A 19,015-nucleotide genomic window follows, 5' to 3' on the forward strand; every position below is an offset into this window, starting at 1 on the left:
CAAAGGCAATAAATTAACTTCAGAAATAGGCAAGCAGATAGAGGCCAAGTATCAGGAAATTTCTGAAAAGTTACGCCCCACAACCAAGGGGGCAAAATTTATCAAGCTTTGTAACTCCCGAACTGTGGCAGTTGCGCTGCGCTGGCTATACCGAGATTTGAGAAGGAGTTGTCTATGATAGCTGATGTAACTAACTACCTAAGAAGCTTAGGTTATACCGACTCTGAGGTAGTTTTCTTCAGAGCTATCAAATCAAAGCATAAAGCTAAAAATTTAAGCTATCAGAAATCAAACAATGATTTCGTTGCACTAGAAAATTTATGCGATGCACTAAAAAAATTAAATGAACAAGGCTACGGCATTTATGCAGTAGTTAATGGCGGGGGCAACACAGATTGCGAAGTTGAACAATGTCGGGCAATTTTTTACGAACACGACAACTTACCCAAGGATGAACAACAACAACTCTGGGAGAAACTAAATTTACCTGAGCCAACTTTTCAAGTTGATACAGGAGGTAGGTCTATTCACAGCTATTGGGTGTTTGACAATCCTTTGCCTGTAGAAGATTGGAAAATTTTGCAGTCGGACTTATTAGATTATAGCGATGTTGACCGATCAATAAGTAATCCTGCCAGATTAATGCGCGTACCTGGATTTACCCATCAGAAGTCAGGCACTAGGGCTAAAATCATTAGTAAATCTGGCAAGCTTTACAGTTACGATTGCCTGAGAAAAATCATTCCTATGCGAACACAGTCAAGCGATCGCTCTCCAGCAGGAATTCTTTTTCCTATTGTTCTTTACACATATTATAGAAACCCCTTGGCTTTATGGCTGTATTGTCGGTTTTACGACCGCCAGGGCAGCGGGAGGGCTGTTATTGATTTAGCTGAATGTGCGCAGGAGCTACAAATTAGTGTCAGTACTTTGAGGAAATGGCTCTGCTGGGAGCCTCGGTTGTGGCGAAGTTGGAAAACTCGAAAAGGGATTGCAACTATCTATTATGTTTCAGCTCACAACAAAGCCGCCAAAATAGGGAAAAAATTTGACGGAGGCGTTGCTGAGATTGAAGATATTAGTGACATAGCCAATCATCGCTTACCTATGCTCGCCACTGAAATTGAGTTACAGGAGATTCAGAAAAAATCTAGATATGCTGCTCATGAACAAGCGGTTGAGAGAGCAGAAATTAAATATTTATTAGATAGAACAAAAACTAAAGACCGAAAAAAACTTGACAGGCTAGTGCCAAAAACCTTGGACCCAAATGACTTAGTGAACCTCCCTGCGAAAAACCTGGCGCGGGTACTTTGGAAAGCTGGAGTCAACTTGGGGGTTTCTGAAGGTTTTTTAGCTTACGGAGCCAGTCAAGAAAGGGTCGCTGCCAGTCGGTGGTTGTCAGTCCGGCAAGTGCAGCGACATTTATCGAATGAGTATAGATCTTCTGAAAGTCCAGTAAGGAACTTTCGGAACATCTATCCTATTTTTGGGGTGCAAATTAATCAAAGGCTGAACAGACATCGAGGTGAATGCCTGGATAGAGCTGAGAGGAGGGAACTTGGTTTTGATTGGGATAGTTTTGAATTGATGGCTTTAGGTATAGCTTGGAAAAATAAAGAAGGCCGTTGGTTTGAGCGTAAATGTAAAATTTATGAACAAACCGTTGTTTTAAGAAAGGCCCGATTTAGGCGATCGCGAGTCAGGATTGATAAGTAATTATTATCGTTTGAAAAATTCGAGCCGGAATTTTTTCTAGATAAGATTTCCTTATGAGTTGGTTTAAATTAGAAATAATTTTGGTTTCTGATTAATTAATTTGAATTGAAAAAAAGATTTTAGTTTCTGATTTAGATATTTATTTAATTTGAATTAATTAATTTAGTAAAGTAAACGAAGATAGATTCAAAAAATGGACAAGTTTATCTTTGCTGACTTAAATATTTTAGGTGGAAGCTAGTCTGCCAGTAATTTTGAATGAAATTTAAGTAAAAATATGCAATCTGTTATACCTTCAAATATAATATTAGACAACTTATTAAAAAATTGGCTGCTAGAAGATATTGGCAGGGGCGATCGCACTACTGCAGGGTTATTTTCAGTAGACCAAGTAATTCCAGGCACAGGTTATTGGTTGGTCAAGGAGTCAGGAGTTATTGCCGGGTTGCCAATTGCAGCTAGAGTATTTCAACTTTTGGATGAAAAGGTCAACTTTGTACCTACTGTGACAGACGGGGAATGGTGCGAGTCGGGTACTGTAATAGCTAAATTAGATGGGCCTTTAGATAGTTTATTGACTGGGGAAAGAGTGGCCTTAAATCTGGGGATGCGTTTGAGTGGGATAGCGACTATGACTCGTAAATATGCAGATAAAATTGCCGATCTGTCGGTGCAACTGGTTGATACTCGCAAGACGACTCCAGGACTGAGAATATTAGAAAAATATGCTACTCAAGTTGGTGGGGCGAAAAATCATCGGATGGGTTTGGATGATGCGGTGATGATTAAGGATAATCATATTGCTGTTGCTGGGGGTATTGGAGAAGCGATCGCTAAGGTCAGAGAAACAATACCTTATCCTTTAACTATTGAAGTGGAGACAGAAACATTGGCAGAAGTAGAAACTGCTTTGGAGTATCAGGCAGATATTATTATGCTGGATAATATGTCTGTTGAACTAATGCAGCAAGCAGTTAAAATGATTAGGCAAAATAATAGTCGTATTAAAATTGAAGCTTCTGGAAATATTACTTTAGAAACTATTAGAAATGTGGCTGAAACAGGAGTAGATTATGTTTCTACTAGCGCTCCTATTACTAGGTCAACTTGGTTGGATTTAAGCATGAAAATAGAAAATAATATTAGAAATATAGCAAGAGGAGAAAGATGTTTGGAATAGAGAATATTCAATAATTAATAATTAATAATTAATAATTAATAATTAATAATTAGGGTTTGCGCTCACTCAGGCTATAGAGAGAATTTTGAGAAAAGTTGGTATTGCCTTAGAAATATAAGAATTATTTGCATAAGAATATGTAGTGTTAGCCCAAAAGTCAAAGAAGGCAACACCGATACTATTACTATTAATATAGAGATATAGAGAAAAATCCAGTTGAGCCTAAAAATCAGACTCATCGCTAACCAAAACCTTTAGGTTTATTTTCCTCTGGCTGTATATCTGGGAAAGACTTGCGAATTATTTGAATATCAGGCTCTACCTCAATCCACAGGCGAGCACCACCAGCTTGACTCTTGTTAGGTTTATGAGGACGATACACTATTTTGCAGTTTCCCAGAATTTCTGCTTCGTGACAACGATAATTTCTGTTTCCCTGTTTTACAGATATCGCTGGCAAAGATGTGCCGTTGTCTCGGTTATAGTCAATTTCTTTGCGCAGCACATGAATAAAAGTATTGCCTGTACGAAATCCTTTATTCCAAGTTCCTTGAGGGCCTCGACGACCTGGAGTAATTTCTGGCATTCCTCGACTATTCAAAGGAATTATCCAGAATCGTTTGACTTTTTTGGCTCCTTTGAGACGACCTTGCCTGAGAAGTAACCTGAGTCTGGCGGTAGAAATATTGAGAAGAAAAGCTGCTTCTGTTGTACCTACTGTATCTTTCATAAACTATTCCGGAATATATAAATTTATAAGCTGAATAACTCTGGATGATTAAACCACAAAAAACTTAGTTTGGCAATAATTTTTGATTTTCCAATGTTTATCAGTATTCATTCATAGTAGCGAGGTTGATAGACAATTTTGCAACACCTCAAAATCTCAACTAACATCACCCTCTTTTGTAACTATGGGAAAACTCCTATAATTTCTAAATTATAGAGCTTTTGTATATCAGGCGATCGTCAACTTTTTTCTTCCTGAAAATTCCTGAGATTCGTGAAATTGCCAAAATTCGATTATCAAACTTTGTATTTCTTGTTATAGCTGCTTTCGGTGGAAGTTCAAATAATAGAAAAAACCAGAGAGTGACACAAAGAAGCTTAATTAACTGGATATAAGTTCCTTTTAAACATAAATTACCAATATCCTTTTTTCTTGTCGCATTTTTGATGGATAATTGCTTTGACTTGAATTTCTGAATTTTCAGTCAATTTTTACTTATTTATAAAGGCATAACATCATGGAAATGTGAGTAATCAACATAGTTTTTACCATCCGCAGAAGTAAACATTATATCAACAAAACGCTGATGCCAAATTATCTGGTCTAATGTATAAATATGACGAGCATTAATAGTCTGAGAAACAGTTCCATCTAATCCCGTAAGCATTATAAAAAATCGCATATCCTGATTATTTACATTCTTAAAATCATCCTCAGACCAATGATATAAAGGACTATTTTCATCAATTTGATGCATTACTAACCAGGTAAGAGCAAGCATTGGCGTTTGAGAACGAACCAGTTTTAAATCGCAGAATCGTCGTAGAGAATGTCCTTCAGCAGAAATCTCTTGATCCATCAATAAAGTTACTCTCACTTGAGTTTCTACTATCCAATTTTGGCGTTGATTGGCAATACGAAACATAAGAGTCGGAATACCATTGTAAGGAGAAATAACTGCTACCCTACTAAAAAGCACCCGCGCAGTTGGCAAAGAAAAACGGGCAAACATTAGTCCTGTAATCATTGCCATGGCAATTAGACCAACAAAAACTTCTATAGTTACTAGGATATGAGTATAAATATTTGTGGGGTACATCGCGCCATAACCAATAGTGGCCATAGTTTGTACGCTGAAAGAAAAAGCATCAGTAAAAGAACCAGATTGAGCATTAGCAATTCCATTACTACTCACTAAATATAAAAATGTAAATATAGTATTAATTATTACATAAAAAGCAATGATTAATCCCCATAGCTTTTGCCAAGAAGTTTGTATTAACCAATAGTAAAAATCACTCCATTCAAAGCGAGCCATTCCTGAGATGATATAGTCTACAGGGCCAAATTTTCTCACAAAAGTTTTTTGAGGTTTTCGTTTAATATTTTTCATTGTTAATTACCGAATAATAGTGCTGATGAAAATTGTCATGCTTAGGGATTTCCAAATAAAAAATTATCCCATTAGCTATGAAAGTAAGGGAGTAGAGAGTAGCTAGTTAACGATCTAAGTACAAAAATTGGGATAATTTATTTTCTGCTATTCCCTTATTTGTCAGATAAGCATGACAAAAAAATTTGGGCATTGCTGAATTAAGGTATGAAAGTAGGTTTATAGGTATGGAGGGAACAGGGAACAGTTAATATTAACAAGTAGTTCAAACCATCCAAAATACAAAATCAAAAATATAAAATTATCAAATCATACCCAGAATCACCAACGCCAAAATTTGAAATGAGTCAAACTAAGTTCTGAGTATAAAATTAAAGATGACTATTCGGCCAGTCAAAATTTTCAACTGATACTGATATAAGTTTGAAAAATTATAAGTTAACTTATACAGAGGATGACTAATAGTAACAATAAAGAAATAATTTCCCTAATATGTCTCATACTGACCCAGAGTTAGAAAAACTAACCAAACGTCTTGCTCAAAATGTAGCTCGGAACACTTTTATCCAAGAAACTCTCGACAATATTAGAGGCTATATTCAAGCAGAAAGAGTACTATTATATTATTTTTATCGTCAGTGGAAAGGACAGGTAACATTTGAGTCTTTGAGCGATGGGGAACTATCAATTTATGGTTCAACAGGAGCGGATGAATGTTTTAATGATGAATATGCTGCTATGTATCAAGAGGGAAGAATCCGAGCTATCGAAGATATTGAATTAGAAGCAATACATCCTTGCCATCGAGATTTTCTCCGTAATATAAAGGTTAAGGCTAATTTAGTAGTGCCTGTTCTTAATTCTAGAAGGTTATGGGGATTGCTAGTTGCTCATCAATGTCAGGATGCACGCTCTTGGTCAAAATCAGATGTAGAAATTATGCAAAAGGCAGCGGTCAGTTTGGCAACTGCACCAGCTATCAGAGATAGCTAATATGATTAGTTAATAGTTACAGCAGAAGGAAGAAAAAAAAGACGTTTATATCAAATCTGCTTAATTCGGTATAAAAAAATGTTCCATCTTCAGTCATTGCCAAATCTTTCTAAATTCTCTTCCTTCCTGACTCCTGACTCTTTATTCAAGGCATTTTTCTCATCTAAAATTCAGTTAAAAGCTCCTACTATTTTTCAGTAATTTATCTAAATCTGGCACATTAACCCAAGTACCTGTCATATTAGATTCATGAGTTAAATCCATTAATAACTGAGAATAAACACCTTCTCTCAAAGATGGAACTACAGATTTTCCTTCCTCTATTGCTTTTACCCAATTATCAACTACTCGAATAAAAGGAGCAATTCTACCATCAGGATAAACTTGAGGAAATTCTAACCTGTCGGGAATTTTTATTTCTGCTAATGTCTCCCCGTTTTGAGAACCCCAAACTTTAAACCCATGTACATAATCCTTTTGATTATCGCTACCTATAATTAATGTACCTTTACTACCATAAACTTCTAGCCAATGACCACGTCCTTGATAAGTGACAGAACTAATACAAATTTGACAGGGAGTACCGTCTGCTAGCTCTAGCATAATATTACAAGTATCATCTGCATCTACAGGTTTTAAGTTGTTATTTTCTGTGGGGTCAGGACGAGTTTTAATTGAAGTATTCAGTTGTCCCCAAAGTTTTTTCGCAGGTCCAAATAACCAGTGAATATAATCAAAAGAATGAGAAGCGATCGCTCCTAATGCACCGCCACCTTTATCTTTTTGAGCATACCAATTCCAAGGGCGATTTGGGTTAGCACGACTTGATGCTAACCAATCAATTTTTATTAGGCGTTTATCTCCTACATATCCATCGGCTAAAATTTCTGCAAATAGTTGCCAAGCAGGAACATAACGAAATTCAAAATCCATAGTTGCTACACATTTATTAGTAGTAGCAATTTGATATAATTCTTGGGCTTCTTCTACTGTTAAAGTTGTGGGTTTTTCTAACAATAAATGTTTACCTGCGGATAATACTTTTTTTGCCATTTCATAGTGTAAAAATGGTGGGGTAGAAATTGTTATTGCGGTAATTTCAGGTATAGAAATAATTTCTTCTATAGTGTTCAAAGCATGAGAAATATTATGCTTTAATGCAATTGATTTAGCTTTTTCTAAATCTGGGTTATAGACAGATAATACTTGGGTTTTGTGATGTGCTTGTAAACCTGGTATATGTACTTTTTGACCAAATCCTGTACCGATAACTGCGACACCAATAGTTTGATTTTTCATTGTTTCTAAGAAGGAAGAAGGAAGAGGGAAGAGGGAAGAAGGAAAAGGGAGTAAATATTGAAAACAAAGGGAAAAATGATAGATATAGCAATTTAAATGATTTGTGAAAAAAACTGTAGGGGTTTGGTTTCCAAATCCTATCTTTGCTTGGGTTTAGAGAGCCAACCCCTAGGATAAAATGTTATAACCAATTTAGGATTGCTATAGCTATATATAATCCTAAATTGTTTGCGGGTAATCAAAAAGTAGATAAAAAAACTGAAACTCTTACCTGTTATCAGTTAAGTTTTCTCTGTCCCCTAAAAAGCAGCAAGATTTTTGACACGAATAAAATAGGATTGCTATATCTAAAATGAATTGGAATTGATAGAGAATATTTTTCAAATTGCTCCTTGTTCCCTGCTCCCTAATTACAAATTATTACTTTTGACTTTTGACTTTTGACTTTTGACTTCATCAATTATCCATTCTATTACTTGTTTACCCAAATTAACATTATCAAGTAAATCAATTTCTCTAATTCCTGTCGGACTCGTAACATTTACTTCTGTCAGATAGCCACCAATTACATCTATACCAACAAAATATAAACCATCTGCTATTAATTTAGGTGCTAAATACTCGCAAATTTCCGATTCTCTTTCAGTAATTTCTGTCTGAGCAACTCGCCCACCTACTGCCATATTTCCTCTAAATTCTTTACCAGTAGGAATCCGATTTACTGCTCCAATAGACTTACCATTAAGCATAATAATTCGCTTATCTCCTTCTTTTGCTGCGGGTAAATAACTCTGAATCATTACAGGTTCTTGACCTTGTTTTGTACTAATTTCTATCAGAGAATTAAAATTGCGATCGCTCGGTTCTAAAAATAAAATTCCCTCTCCAGCTTTTCCTCCTAAAGGTTTTAAAACTGCTGCTCCTTGTGACTCTAAAAAGTTTCTAATTACCTCTTTTTCTTGACTAACAATTGTCTCTGGAATTACCTTTTTAAACTGCAAAGCATACATTTTTTCATTAGCAGCGCGTAACCCTTGAGGAGAATTTATAACTAAAGTTTTTTCTGGATTAATATAATCTAAAATATAAGTAGCATAGAGATAAGGAATTGTTACAGGTGGGTCTTTGCGCATAAATACAGCATCCATTGACTCCAATGGTTGTAGCATCGCTTTTCCCAAATCATACCAAGGGTTACTAGCCACCCAATGATTTTCTACCCTTTCAACTGGCATTAAATGTACCCGCTTGAGGGTTGCCCAAGCTTGACTTTCAATAGTACTTAATTGATTAACTTCCGTTATCCAGACTTCGTGACCAAATTCTTGAGCAGCTTCCATCAGTGCAACAGTACTATCGTGAACTGGGTTAAGTCGTTCTATGGGGTCTATGATGAATGCAAATTTCATCTTTAAATTTGGTTTATTATTTCAAAATATTTTTAATAGTAGGGCAGGTTCCACGTTAAATTAATAAGTCTCAACCAATTAAATGAACCCGCCACAGAATCATCAATAACTACAGAAACAGGAAATGATACTAAACTTTTAGTAATTGGTCTAGTTTACCTTGGTCTTCTAGTTCATATAAATCGTCACAACCGCCGATATGTTGGTCATTTATAAAGATTTGAGGCAAAGAACGACCTCCATTGGCTCTTTTAGCCATTTTTTCTCGTTCTACATCATCCCCATCTATAGTATATTCTTGATACTCTGCTTGCTTTTTATCTAACAGAGCTTTAGCACGGATGCAAAATGGACAAGTTGACCAAGTGTAAATTTCTACGTTAGCTGCCATATTTATAGATTAGATTTTCCATATGAAATATTTCTTTATTGACATCCTCCCGACGTTGCCCTTGAGTGGCAATACGGGATTCCCTAAAATCGCTGATAGGGACTTTCTGCTTCATAGCACCTGCCTCCAAGGCCAAACCTTTTTTTGGTCTTATGGTCGCTCCACAGACTGAAACTGCTAGCCCAGCAGCCTACAAAGATATATTAGTATACTTTAGTATTGATTGGTTTTCCCAATATGATGCTCCCTTACAGGAGAGCGTGAGTCTTTAACTAAATGTTTAGATAATTTTAATATTAATTTGCTCTGAAAAAAATTAGATTTTATATTTTAAGTCTGCGGAAAAAGTCCTAAATTTGAGGTTAAGGAATAGGGAACAATTTTCGCGCTATTTTAACCTCATTCTTAATCAACTCTGTCTGTTGTCTTCTTCTTCAAGAAGCAATAACATAATCAATAAGTTGTGCGAGTCGTTGACGCAAAGTTTCTAAACCGAGAGCTTTAGCAGCAGAAATAAATACTGCCATTGGATATTCTTCGTGAGCAAATCTTAAAGTATCTCCATCTACTTCATCGATCTTGTTAAAAGCAACTAAAGCAGGTCCTGGTGTTTCTGGCATTTCCGCCAAAATAGTCATCACAGAACGTATTTGACTTTGCCAAGCAGGATGAGACAAATCGACAACATGAAGTAAAGCATCTGCTTCTGTCACCTCTTCGAGGGTTGCCCGAAAAGCATCAATTAGGGTAGGTGGAAGTTCGTGAATAAATCCTACTGTGTCAGTTATCACAATAGGAATTCGCTTACCCGTAACTGTATCAGGAATAATCAGACGACGAGAAGTAGGGTCTAGAGTTGCAAACAATTGGTCTGCAGCATAAACCTCTGATTTAGTAAGTGTATTCAGTAATGTAGACTTGCCAGCATTAGTGTATCCAACTATTGCTATCGTTGGTACTTCTTGACTTTGACGATGTTGACGTAGACGGGATCGGTGTGCTTGTAACTGATTTACTTCTTTCTGCAACCGAGAGATTCGAGCATTAATTGCCCGACGTTCCGTTTCTAACTTAGTTTCACCAGGTCCTCTAGTACCAATACCACCACCAAGACGAGACATTGCTTCACCTCGACCTGTTAGACGCGGGATAGTATATTCCAGTTGAGCAAGTTCGACCTGTAATTTTCCGGCACGAGACTGAGCGCGTTGAGCAAAAATATCGAGAATAACTTCAGTACGGTCTACAACTCTCACACCAACCTTAGTTTCTAAGTTACGAACTTGAGCAGGAGAAAGGTCGCGGTCAAATACAACTAAATTAGCTCCCACAGTTTGAGCAGTCAAAGCAATTTCTTGGACTTTACCCTCTCCCACAACAGTTTGAGGATGGGGTTGCGATCGCTTCTGTTGCATTGTCTTTAATACCAGACCTCCAGCAGTATTAACAAGTCTAGCTAATTCTGCTAACCCGTCTTCAAATTCCCTTTCCTTCATTTTGTCTGTTTTTAGTCCTACCAACAGAACTTTATCTTGGTCAGAATCAACTTCTTGAGCAATAAATTCTCTTTGAAATTCTGCTTCTAATCCATCAATCAAGTCAATAAAGTCTTGTTTGGCAAGCATATCCAGACTCAGAGGGGGTGATACTGTCCAAAACGGCAATTCTTGGATATTATTGGTATCTGTACGATCTGTTTGAGTAGGTAACAAGTGAGCTAAATAAGCTTGTTTAATGTAACCAGTAGCTCCACCCCCCTTGCGTTTAAATCCTTCACCTGTGAGGGTAAGCACCACCAGAGCATCAAGTCGTTGAATCACCATTGCAGTCAGAGCAGCTTCTGAAGGCACTTCTGGTTTCAGGTTAGTAGCGATGCAACGAATACCACTAAGGCGACTTGCGCCGTAACGGGGTAATTCTAGAGGAGGGATTTGGGTTTGATGGGGTGTACCAATTCCCACCCGAATAATTTTTCCTCTACGATTGACATAAACACAGACTGGTTGGCCAACTTCTTTGCTGATTGAGGCGACTCTTTGGGCAAATTCTGAGGTAGTTAGGCAATCGCTTGGTAATCGCTGATGGTACAACCGTTGCAGTTGTTTAAGTTGGCTAGATTTTAGACCTTGAAGATTTCCGTAGATGGTTTCGATAGGCATTCCTAGCCACAAAAATGTGGCCCCTCTCTAATACTACTTTAAAATTATAAATATTCTATTATAGCAGAAGGAAGAAGAAAGAAGGAAGAAGGAAGAAGGAAGAAGGAAAAACCTCGCGTTTTCTGATGTTTGCTAAAGGACAAAAATATAGACTATCCTAGACAAATATGTACAAAATGTCTAGGATATGAAACCACACGAATTTGCAGAAAGATTAGGAGTTAGCGTCAAAACTTTACAGTGTTGGGATAAGTGTGAAAAGTTAAAAGCTAAACGCGTATAGGTTAAATCACCGCTACGATACTATAACAAATATTGTTGACATTCCTAGACAGACCATGCTAATTTTGATAAAAGTAATTCAATGTTAGCAATGGGCAAGTCTCACGGTTCCTTGAGAGGGATAGAAGCAAAAATTGAATATCATCCTGTTTTTGAGGAACTGGGAGCATTATATGAATCCTGGAAACGGTCTGCTGTCAACTGGATGCAAACTGAGAAGTTGTCAGATTCTGTTGTAGAAAAGCGACTAATGAAGCAGTTTAACATCCAATGGGCATGGGCTGATTCAATCGCCACTGAAGCACGAACATGCTTCAGCCAATTAAAAACAGCTAAAACTAATAATATTATTAAACTAGAACTACAAATTAAAACTAAAACAACTGCTGCCCAAAAACTCATCACTAAACTAGAAAAAACATTAAAATTAGCAACAAAAAAAGGTTTTCCGCATCTACAAGCCCGAAATAAATTTTTTCATCAATTGCTAGGTTTAAAGAGTAAAATTCAGAAAATAAAGTGCCTGAAACGAAAATTAAAGCAATTAAAAAACACAGAACGTTTACATATTTGTTTTGGCTCACAGAAATTATTTAAGGCTCAACATAATTTAGCAGAAAATGGATATAAAACCCAAGAAGAATGGAGTGTTGATTGGAGAAAAAAACGGTCAGGTAGGTTTTTCTGTGTAGGAAAATCTCAGCCAGGCGGTGGAACTATGCTCAAAGTTTTCCCTTTACAAGAGTATGGGTTATATCAACTAGAAATTCAATTACCGAGACCATTACAGGATAAATATGGTCAGAAAATAAAGTTAGAATTTTCTGTTTCAGATAGGAGTGGTCGATATAGAACAACAGATTTAGACTATGCCCTAAATAGTTTAAAACCAATCACAATTTCTATTTTTCGTCGGGAACACAAACAAGACAATTGGTATATACATCTTTCTACTTATGTACAAGAAATTCCAGTAGTTCATACGAGAAAAAATGGTTGTATAGGCATTGATTTTAATGCCGACTCAATTTCAGTTACTTATGTTAAATGGGATGGTAATATTGAATATTTAGAAGAGCTACCTTACCAATGGAAAAATCAAACTACTGGGCAACGACAAGCAACTATGAGGAATATTGTCGCTGAGATTGTAAAATTAGCAGATTTTTTTGAGTGCGCTATTGCCATTGAGTCCTTAGATTTTACCAAGAAAAAATCCATTGCTCGGAGCGAAGAAAGTAAAGTTTATAATGAGATGCTTTCTAACCTAGCTACGGGAATGTTTAGAGAAACTTTAGAGTCACGTTGTAGAAGATTTGGAGTTGAATTAATAAAAGTCAACCCTGCTTTTACTAGCGTGATAGGAATGATTAATTACATGGCTAAATATGGCCTGAATAGTGGCACTGCTGCAGCTTTAGTAATTGGCCGTAGAGCCTTAAAATTATCAGAAAAAATCCCCAAATGTTTGTTGAGACCAGAGGATGTCAACAAACATGATTGGAGTCATTGGAGGCGAGTTGCTAGTTTTATTAAACTACATCGTATTCGGAGGACTCAACTTTTTCAATGGAGGAAAGCCCTTGAGGGTATCCTAACCCATAAACTATGGGCGGAACATCAACTTTCTGTGCAAGTACACATTGAAACGGGTGAGCCACGAAATCATTTGCACTCACCGATGGCAAATGTCTAGCTTTGTCTAGTTTTCAAGAAGGTGAAAAGAATATGACTATTTACTAGACGTCTGGTGGAAAATAAATAACCCTTTTAATTAGATTGTCTAAGGAAAGAAAAATTCATCCTAAAAAATCCTTTTTCGTCGTGTCTTTTTCCTAAAAAAATCTTACCGAATAATTAATAATTAATAATTAAATAATTCTGGTTTAAAGCCTCCCCTTTTAAGCTATGCTTTACCCATAACTCTTGAAACCCTTGTGGGGAGGGTGGGGAGTGTGGGGAGTGTTGGAAGTGTGGGAGGTAATAATTTTGTCTACTATTCTCAAGAAAATGTATTTTTCAATACACTTTTCTGAAAAAAAAGCCTCTCCAAGACACGCTCAGAACTCGTCTATTTTGTCAAGTTTTATGTTAAGAAAGATGTGGGTAATGAATAGCCTTTTAAGGGAAAAAAAAGAAATCATATTTCCTTGTATTCAATCAAGAACGGTTTTAACCAGAGGTAATTATCAACTATCCATTATCAATTATCAATTAATGAACTGTTCCCTGTTCCTGCCAAAAATATATATCTTTTTCACCAGAAGTCTAAATTAGTCAATCCTCTTCTTTTCAAGGAGAAGTAATTATTAATTATTAATTATTAATTATTAATTATTAATGGTGTTTTAGTTATGTACAGTTATCCAATTACCCAATAATTAAGGTTTAAAGCCTCTCCTTTAAAGGAGAAACAAGCGGTCGAGGGATGGCGAGGTCTCCTCGCCATATCCAATCGACCAAGAGAGAAAAAATTTTCATGATTAGTCAATCCTCTTCTTTTCAAGGAGAAGTAATTATTAATTATTAATGATTAATGATTAATTATTAAACTTACCTTGGACGAATTCTTTTTAACTGTTCTAAAGCCCATTTTGCTGTTTTTTCAACTTCCGGGTCTGGGTCATATTCTGCTTGTTGCAATAAGCTAGTTGTTTGAATGACTAACTCATAAATTCGAGTTAAATCTCGGATAGCATTTTTTCTTACTTCTGCATTGTCATTTTGTATTGACATAGCTAAAGCTCTATTCATTGGTTTTAATGTTTTAGTTCCTATTTCTGAGAGAGTCGCTAAAATTAAACTTTGTTGTTTAGAATCAGAATCTATCAGTAAATTAACTAATGGTTGAACAGCTCTAGAGTCTCCTCTTTGACCTAATTCCCATATAGCATGATGCCGTTTTTTCGGGTCAAAATTTTGTAGCTCGCTAATTAATTCTTCAACAATATTAACTGCCGGTAAAGGATGGTTATTTGGCAGAGTAATATCTCTAGAGTCTTCAACTGTAGAATGTTCGTTATTTGCTTGTGATAAATTTACTTTAGTTTCTCTAGAGTCTTCAACTGTAGAATATTCGTTATTTGCTTGTGATAAATTTACTTTAGTTTCTCTAGAGTCTTCAACTGTAGAATATTCGTTATTTACTTCTGAGAAATTTACTTTAGTTTCTGGTCGCTCATAGTGATTATTTTCTTCAATTTCAACTGTAGAAAATTTTTCAGTTTTAATATCTAAATTATGATGATGGGGTTGTAAACTATGCTTTGAAATTTCTACAGAATTATTTTCTCCATTATTTTCTCCAGACTCTTGTAATGAGGGGACAAAAGAATCTAAAGAATCGTTTTTATTGGCCAAAGAAGAGTTTTCTGGGGAAGTAGGCCATCTAGGGGGGAGCAGTTCAGAATCGTTAGTCTCTAAATCTAAATCAGTTGAAGTTGTTTCTGGTATTCGATCTTGAGATTCTAAGTCTTCTATATCTGAATCTTGAGGTTGATGATCGTCAAAAAGCTTAAGTAAGACAAATACCGCTGTACCTGTGACAAGAACTGATGTAATGCTTAAAATAAATAGTGCTTTTCGTCCTCCTAAAGCCTTAAGTATGACACGAACAGGTTTTGGAACTTTTGAGTCCGAGGATTTAGATTTTTTTTTGTTGTTCCTTTTAGATTTATTGGCCTCAGAATCAGTATCTTGAGCAATATGCAGAGGAAATGAAGATTTGGCTACTGATACTGGATAATTATTTTGATTGGTTGATTGTAAATTTTTTGCCTCTGTAAAGCTACGATTATTTAATTCTCCTGTACTGTAATCATCAACGATAGCTCTACTTGGCGTTGGAGAGGAATACAGGAAAGTCAACGACGTAATGATAAAAAAGATGGGTTTGTAATGGGCCATGATTTTCTCTTAGGAGTTTTCAGAGGCAACTTTTACAGAAAAGGTAGATTAGGTCACTATAGTTTAGTTCGATCATAGCTGCTGTTAGTTAAGAATGGTCAAATTATTTAAACTTTAGCGACAAAATTACTATTTTGCAAATATTATGGTACGGGCAGCATAATGTAGAATGCACTGAAGCGAAACTAAGGATTCAAAAAGACTATACTACGATACTATAATAAGTTTAAGTTAGTGCCAAAATCTGCTGATTTCTTGGGTTAGGTATAATTTTAATTAAAGGTTAGATTATAAGTTGACTATTTAGTTTCTGAGTTGCCACTGAATATATGACAAAGAATTGATGTAACTCAGCAAAACATTTTGGTAAGCATTTCCTAGGTCATGCTGCGCAAACAGCAGTCAGCTATTCCTAGGTCATGCTGCGCAAACAGCTTTATTACCTTTAGTGGACAATTTAAGCTTGTTGTTCTTGTGCTTCAATTCTTTGTTTAAAATTGTAGTAGAAGTTAAGCAAATGCTTGATTGATTCATTAAAAAACTGTTTGTACAGCATTCGGTAGGAAGAGCTGATCGCTAATAGTTGACTGCTGATAGCTGAATGCTTACTACAAAAAAAGCTCTACTGAATTAGACAGCTATGATGAGCTACTGTATTAATCCTAATTGCTTCTACCTAGAAAATCAGAATAATCCTTTATATTGTACAGCTTGTGGCTCCAAATTATTAATTGAAGGAAAATATCAAGCTGTCAAAAAACTTAGGGTTCTTGACTGGGGAACTATTTATGAAGTTAAAACAGAAGAAACCACTGAAATTCTCAAAGTCTTGCATATAAATAGTCCTGAACTTGTCTCTCAATTTCAACAACAAGCTAAGATATTAGCGCAACTGAATCATCCTGGAGTTCCTCAAGTAAAACCAGGTGGTTATTTTACATTTATACCGAGAAATAGTAATCAAAAATTACACTGTTTAGCTATAGAAAAAGTTGCTGGAGAAAATCTACAAATTTGGTTGAAAAAAAACAATTTACCAATTAATCAAGAACTAGCTGTTGAATGGTTAAATCAACTTATAGAAATCTTAGACTTGTTACACGAAAAACAATTTTTTTATCAAAATATTCAACCTAGTAATATTATTCTCCGCCCCAATGGGCAATTAACATTAACTAATTTTTCTCTAGAGCTACAGTCGGTACAATCTGATTTTGTTGCTCTCGGATATATGTTTATTTACTTGTTAACTGGTCAGCCTACATCTAAATTATTAAATTCTGATACTAAAACTTTAAATTGGCGAGATAAAGTTTCTCAAATCTCCCCAAAATTAGTAGATTTTATTGATAACTTAATTTCACACAAACATCCAGAAAATAATCATACTCTTATGCATAAATGGAGCCAGGTAAAAGATGATTTATCTCCATCTTTAATTCCCCAAAAATATCGTCCACTCAAAAGCAAATTATTATTAGGTAGTGTAATTTTATTTCTAGGATTGGGTGTAACTCAAATTATTAGTCATTTGCCCAAGCAATTTAATACCAATTTACTGCCTCCAGAACAGTCAAACAAAATTCTATCTGACAATATAGAGAATTTTTTATCTGAAAATAAAGGCAAATTTCTAGTAGGTGGAATAATTTTTATCCTCGCCATAGGAGGCAGTCATTTTGTTGGTTATTTTCGGATTAATCCCAAATATTTAAAATTAAGTCTGCCCAATGGAGTTTCCTTAGAAGAAACATTTAATACAGATTCAGAAAAAGTTTATTCTGTAGTTATTAGTCAAGACGGTCAAATTTTAGCCTGTGGTAACGGTAATGGTACTATTCAAGTTTGGAATTTAGAAACAAGAGAAGAATTAGGCATAATTGAAGGTCATACTAATGATGTAGTAGCGATCGCCCTCAGTCAAGATGGAGATATATTAGCTAGTGGTAGTTATGATGGGACGATAAAAATTTGGCATTTAGCAACAGAAACAGAACTAACTTTACAAAGTCATTTTATGCGAGTTACTTCTATTGCTATTAGTCCTGATGGAGAAAAATTAGTAAGTGGCAGTAGCGATGATTCTATCAAAATTTGGCATATACCTAAAGGTGAAATGCTACATACTTTTCGCGGTCATTCTGATAGTATTTATGCAGTTGATATTAGTCCGAATGGGAAAATTTTAGTCACAGGAAGTCAAAATAATATTAAAATTTGGAATCTGGAAACTGGAACAGAAATTTACACATTAGTCGGTCATAATGGCAGAATTTTATCTGTGAATGTTAGTCCTGATGGAGAGAAAATAGCCAGTGGTAGTAGCGATAAAAGTATTAAAATTTGGCAGCTAGAAACAGGGAAACTTTTACGCACTTTAAGTAGTCATACTAATGATGTTAATTCTGTAGTTATTAGCCCAGATAATCAAACTTTAGTTAGTGCGAGTAGCGACCATACTATCAAAATTTGGCATCTAGAAACAGGGAAACTTTTACGCACTATAAAAGGGCATTCTCGGTGGGTTAATTCCGTTGCATTTAGTCCTGATGGAGAAGTTTTAGCTAGTGGTAGTTTTGATCGAACTGTTAAACTTTGGAAATTGGGATAAGAAGGAAGAAGGAAGAAGGAAGAAGTTATACCGTTTCACTGAAGTTATAAGTCAAAAGTCAAAAGTCAAAAGTAATATCATGTCCGGATAATTAGTTATAAAAAAACTTTCTCCTTCAACTCCAGTTCTTCTTCTTTCTTCCCTCTTTCCTCCTGACTCCTGACTCCTGACTCCTGACTCCTCCGTAGTTATTTATTTATCACTGTTCAACCGGACATGATATAAGATTTTATCAACTCTGGTTGAATACTTAGGGTTTTCCGATCAAATCTAATATTTAGGGCTTGCTGATTAAATCTCAAAGCATTGACTGATATTGGTTGTAGCATTTTTTGATCTAAAAAGGGTTTGCTGATTAAATCTCAAATAATTACCATATAGAGGTTTGAGCCTTTTTAGGTATTAAAAAAGTACATGGTTTTCAGCTCTTCATGCTCATGCATGGAGCGCACTTTTAGCGCATAGTTGGGCAAAAAAATTCTCCCCTACTCCCCTACTCCCCTACTCCCCTACTCCCCTACTCCCCCGCTCCCCTACTCCTTAAAAAAGACTTTTGAGCGCAAACCCTAAAAAAGTGTCAGCTTTTCAGTGGCAAGAGCTGCAAAAAGCTAGTATTTTGGGAGGATTATGGCAAACAAACCAAGGGACAATTTTTCCGACTACCTCCTCTATAATTCCCCTCCTGGGAGGGGGAGGGGCGAGGGGTGGGTTGTCTCCTGTCTCCTGTCTCCTACCCTCACCCATAAGACTTTTTCAGCAAACCCTATTTAATCTTCCCCACTTCCTTCGATATCCGTATATCCGTGCCATAATCCGTGTGAGCCACTCCCCTACTCCCCCACTTCCTTCGATATCCGTATATCCGTGCCATAATCCGTGTGAGCCACTCCCCTACTCCCCCACTTCCTTCGATATCCGTATATCCGTGCCATAATCCGTGTGA

The 19,015-nt window shown here is 36.0% G+C and carries 15 protein-coding genes; 5 read left to right on the forward strand and 10 right to left on the reverse strand.

What is annotated here, in order from left to right:
- Positions 1-174 precede the first annotated feature (174 nt).
- Together F6K54_RS21365 and nadC are read left to right on the forward strand one after the other, a co-directional pair.
- Complete coding sequence (locus tag F6K54_RS21365; RefSeq protein WP_293081597.1) at positions 175-1,719, forward strand: hypothetical protein; 1,545 nt, start codon at positions 175-177, stop codon at positions 1,717-1,719.
- A 277-nt stretch (positions 1,720-1,996) separates the two neighbouring features.
- Positions 1,997-2,899, forward strand: coding sequence for a carboxylating nicotinate-nucleotide diphosphorylase (gene nadC, locus F6K54_RS21370; RefSeq protein ID WP_293081600.1), 903 nt, complete (start codon positions 1,997-1,999; stop codon positions 2,897-2,899).
- A 241-nt stretch (positions 2,900-3,140) separates the two neighbouring features.
- Here the strand turns inward: nadC and F6K54_RS21375 are convergent, their stop codons facing one another.
- Both F6K54_RS21375 and F6K54_RS21380 read right to left on the reverse strand, forming a co-directional pair.
- Positions 3,141-3,629, reverse strand: coding sequence for a DNA-binding protein (locus F6K54_RS21375; RefSeq protein WP_293081603.1), 489 nt, complete (start codon positions 3,627-3,629; stop codon positions 3,141-3,143).
- A gap of 499 nt (positions 3,630-4,128) precedes the next feature.
- Positions 4,129-5,022: an ion channel gene (locus F6K54_RS21380; protein ID WP_293081606.1), complete on the reverse strand. Its 894-nt coding sequence runs from the start codon at positions 5,020-5,022 to the stop codon at positions 4,129-4,131.
- A gap of 492 nt (positions 5,023-5,514) precedes the next feature.
- Between F6K54_RS21380 and F6K54_RS21385 the strand changes: the two genes are divergently transcribed.
- On the forward strand, positions 5,515-6,015 hold the full coding sequence (locus tag F6K54_RS21385) for a GAF domain-containing protein (protein ID WP_293081609.1): 501 nt from the start codon (positions 5,515-5,517) through the stop codon (positions 6,013-6,015).
- 174 nt (positions 6,016-6,189) lie between these two features.
- Here the strand turns inward: F6K54_RS21385 and F6K54_RS21390 are convergent, their stop codons facing one another.
- The 5 genes from F6K54_RS21390 to hflX all read right to left on the reverse strand — a co-directional run bounded on the left by F6K54_RS21390 (position 6,190) and on the right by hflX (position 11,273).
- Entirely contained in the window at positions 6,190-7,314 is a 1,125-nt protein-coding gene (locus F6K54_RS21390; RefSeq protein WP_293081612.1) for a Gfo/Idh/MocA family protein, read from the reverse strand.
- 410 nt (positions 7,315-7,724) lie between these two features.
- The gene (gene gshB, locus F6K54_RS21395; protein ID WP_293081615.1) at positions 7,725-8,723 is read right to left on the reverse strand and encodes a glutathione synthase; all 999 of its coding nucleotides are present in this window, start codon (positions 8,721-8,723) and stop codon (positions 7,725-7,727) included.
- A 130-nt stretch (positions 8,724-8,853) separates the two neighbouring features.
- Complete coding sequence (gene grxC / locus F6K54_RS21400) at positions 8,854-9,114, reverse strand: glutaredoxin 3 (RefSeq protein WP_293081618.1); 261 nt, start codon at positions 9,112-9,114, stop codon at positions 8,854-8,856.
- Positions 9,104-9,229 carry a hypothetical protein gene (locus F6K54_RS21405; protein ID WP_293081621.1) on the reverse strand — a complete coding sequence of 42 codons (126 nt, stop codon included), beginning with the start codon at positions 9,227-9,229 and terminating at the stop codon, positions 9,104-9,106. The genes grxC and F6K54_RS21405 overlap by 11 nt, the downstream gene beginning before the upstream one ends.
- 319 nt (positions 9,230-9,548) lie before the next feature.
- Positions 9,549-11,273: a GTPase HflX gene (gene hflX, locus F6K54_RS21410; protein WP_293081624.1), complete on the reverse strand. Its 1,725-nt coding sequence runs from the start codon at positions 11,271-11,273 to the stop codon at positions 9,549-9,551.
- 373 nt (positions 11,274-11,646) lie between these two features.
- Here hflX and F6K54_RS21420 point away from each other — a divergent pair, with 373 nt between their 5' ends.
- Positions 11,647-13,251, forward strand: coding sequence for an IS200/IS605 family accessory protein TnpB-related protein (locus F6K54_RS21420; RefSeq protein ID WP_293081627.1), 1,605 nt, complete (start codon positions 11,647-11,649; stop codon positions 13,249-13,251).
- 857 nt (positions 13,252-14,108) lie between these two features.
- Here the strand turns inward: F6K54_RS21420 and F6K54_RS21425 are convergent.
- Positions 14,109-15,461 carry a HEAT repeat domain-containing protein gene (locus F6K54_RS21425; RefSeq protein WP_293081630.1) on the reverse strand — a complete coding sequence of 451 codons (1,353 nt, stop codon included), beginning with the start codon at positions 15,459-15,461 and terminating at the stop codon, positions 14,109-14,111.
- A 640-nt stretch (positions 15,462-16,101) separates the two neighbouring features.
- On the opposite strand from F6K54_RS21425, the gene F6K54_RS21430 reads away from it, so the two are divergent.
- Positions 16,102-18,072: a WD40 repeat domain-containing serine/threonine-protein kinase gene (locus F6K54_RS21430; RefSeq protein ID WP_293081633.1), complete on the forward strand. Its 1,971-nt coding sequence runs from the start codon at positions 16,102-16,104 to the stop codon at positions 18,070-18,072.
- Between the two features lie 206 nt (positions 18,073-18,278).
- On the opposite strand, the gene F6K54_RS21435 is transcribed toward F6K54_RS21430, so the two are convergent.
- Both F6K54_RS21435 and F6K54_RS21440 read right to left on the reverse strand, forming a co-directional pair.
- A complete protein-coding gene (locus tag F6K54_RS21435) occupies positions 18,279-18,401 on the reverse strand; it encodes a hypothetical protein (protein ID WP_293081636.1) in 123 nt (40 codons plus the stop codon).
- 434 nt (positions 18,402-18,835) lie between these two features.
- Positions 18,836-19,015 (reverse strand): hypothetical protein (locus F6K54_RS21440; RefSeq protein ID WP_293081638.1); only part of this gene is annotated, 180 nt, incomplete at its 5' end.

This window comes from Okeania sp. SIO3B5 (assembly GCF_010692555.1).
Taxonomy (GTDB): Bacteria; Cyanobacteriota; Cyanobacteriia; order Cyanobacteriales; family Microcoleaceae; genus Okeania.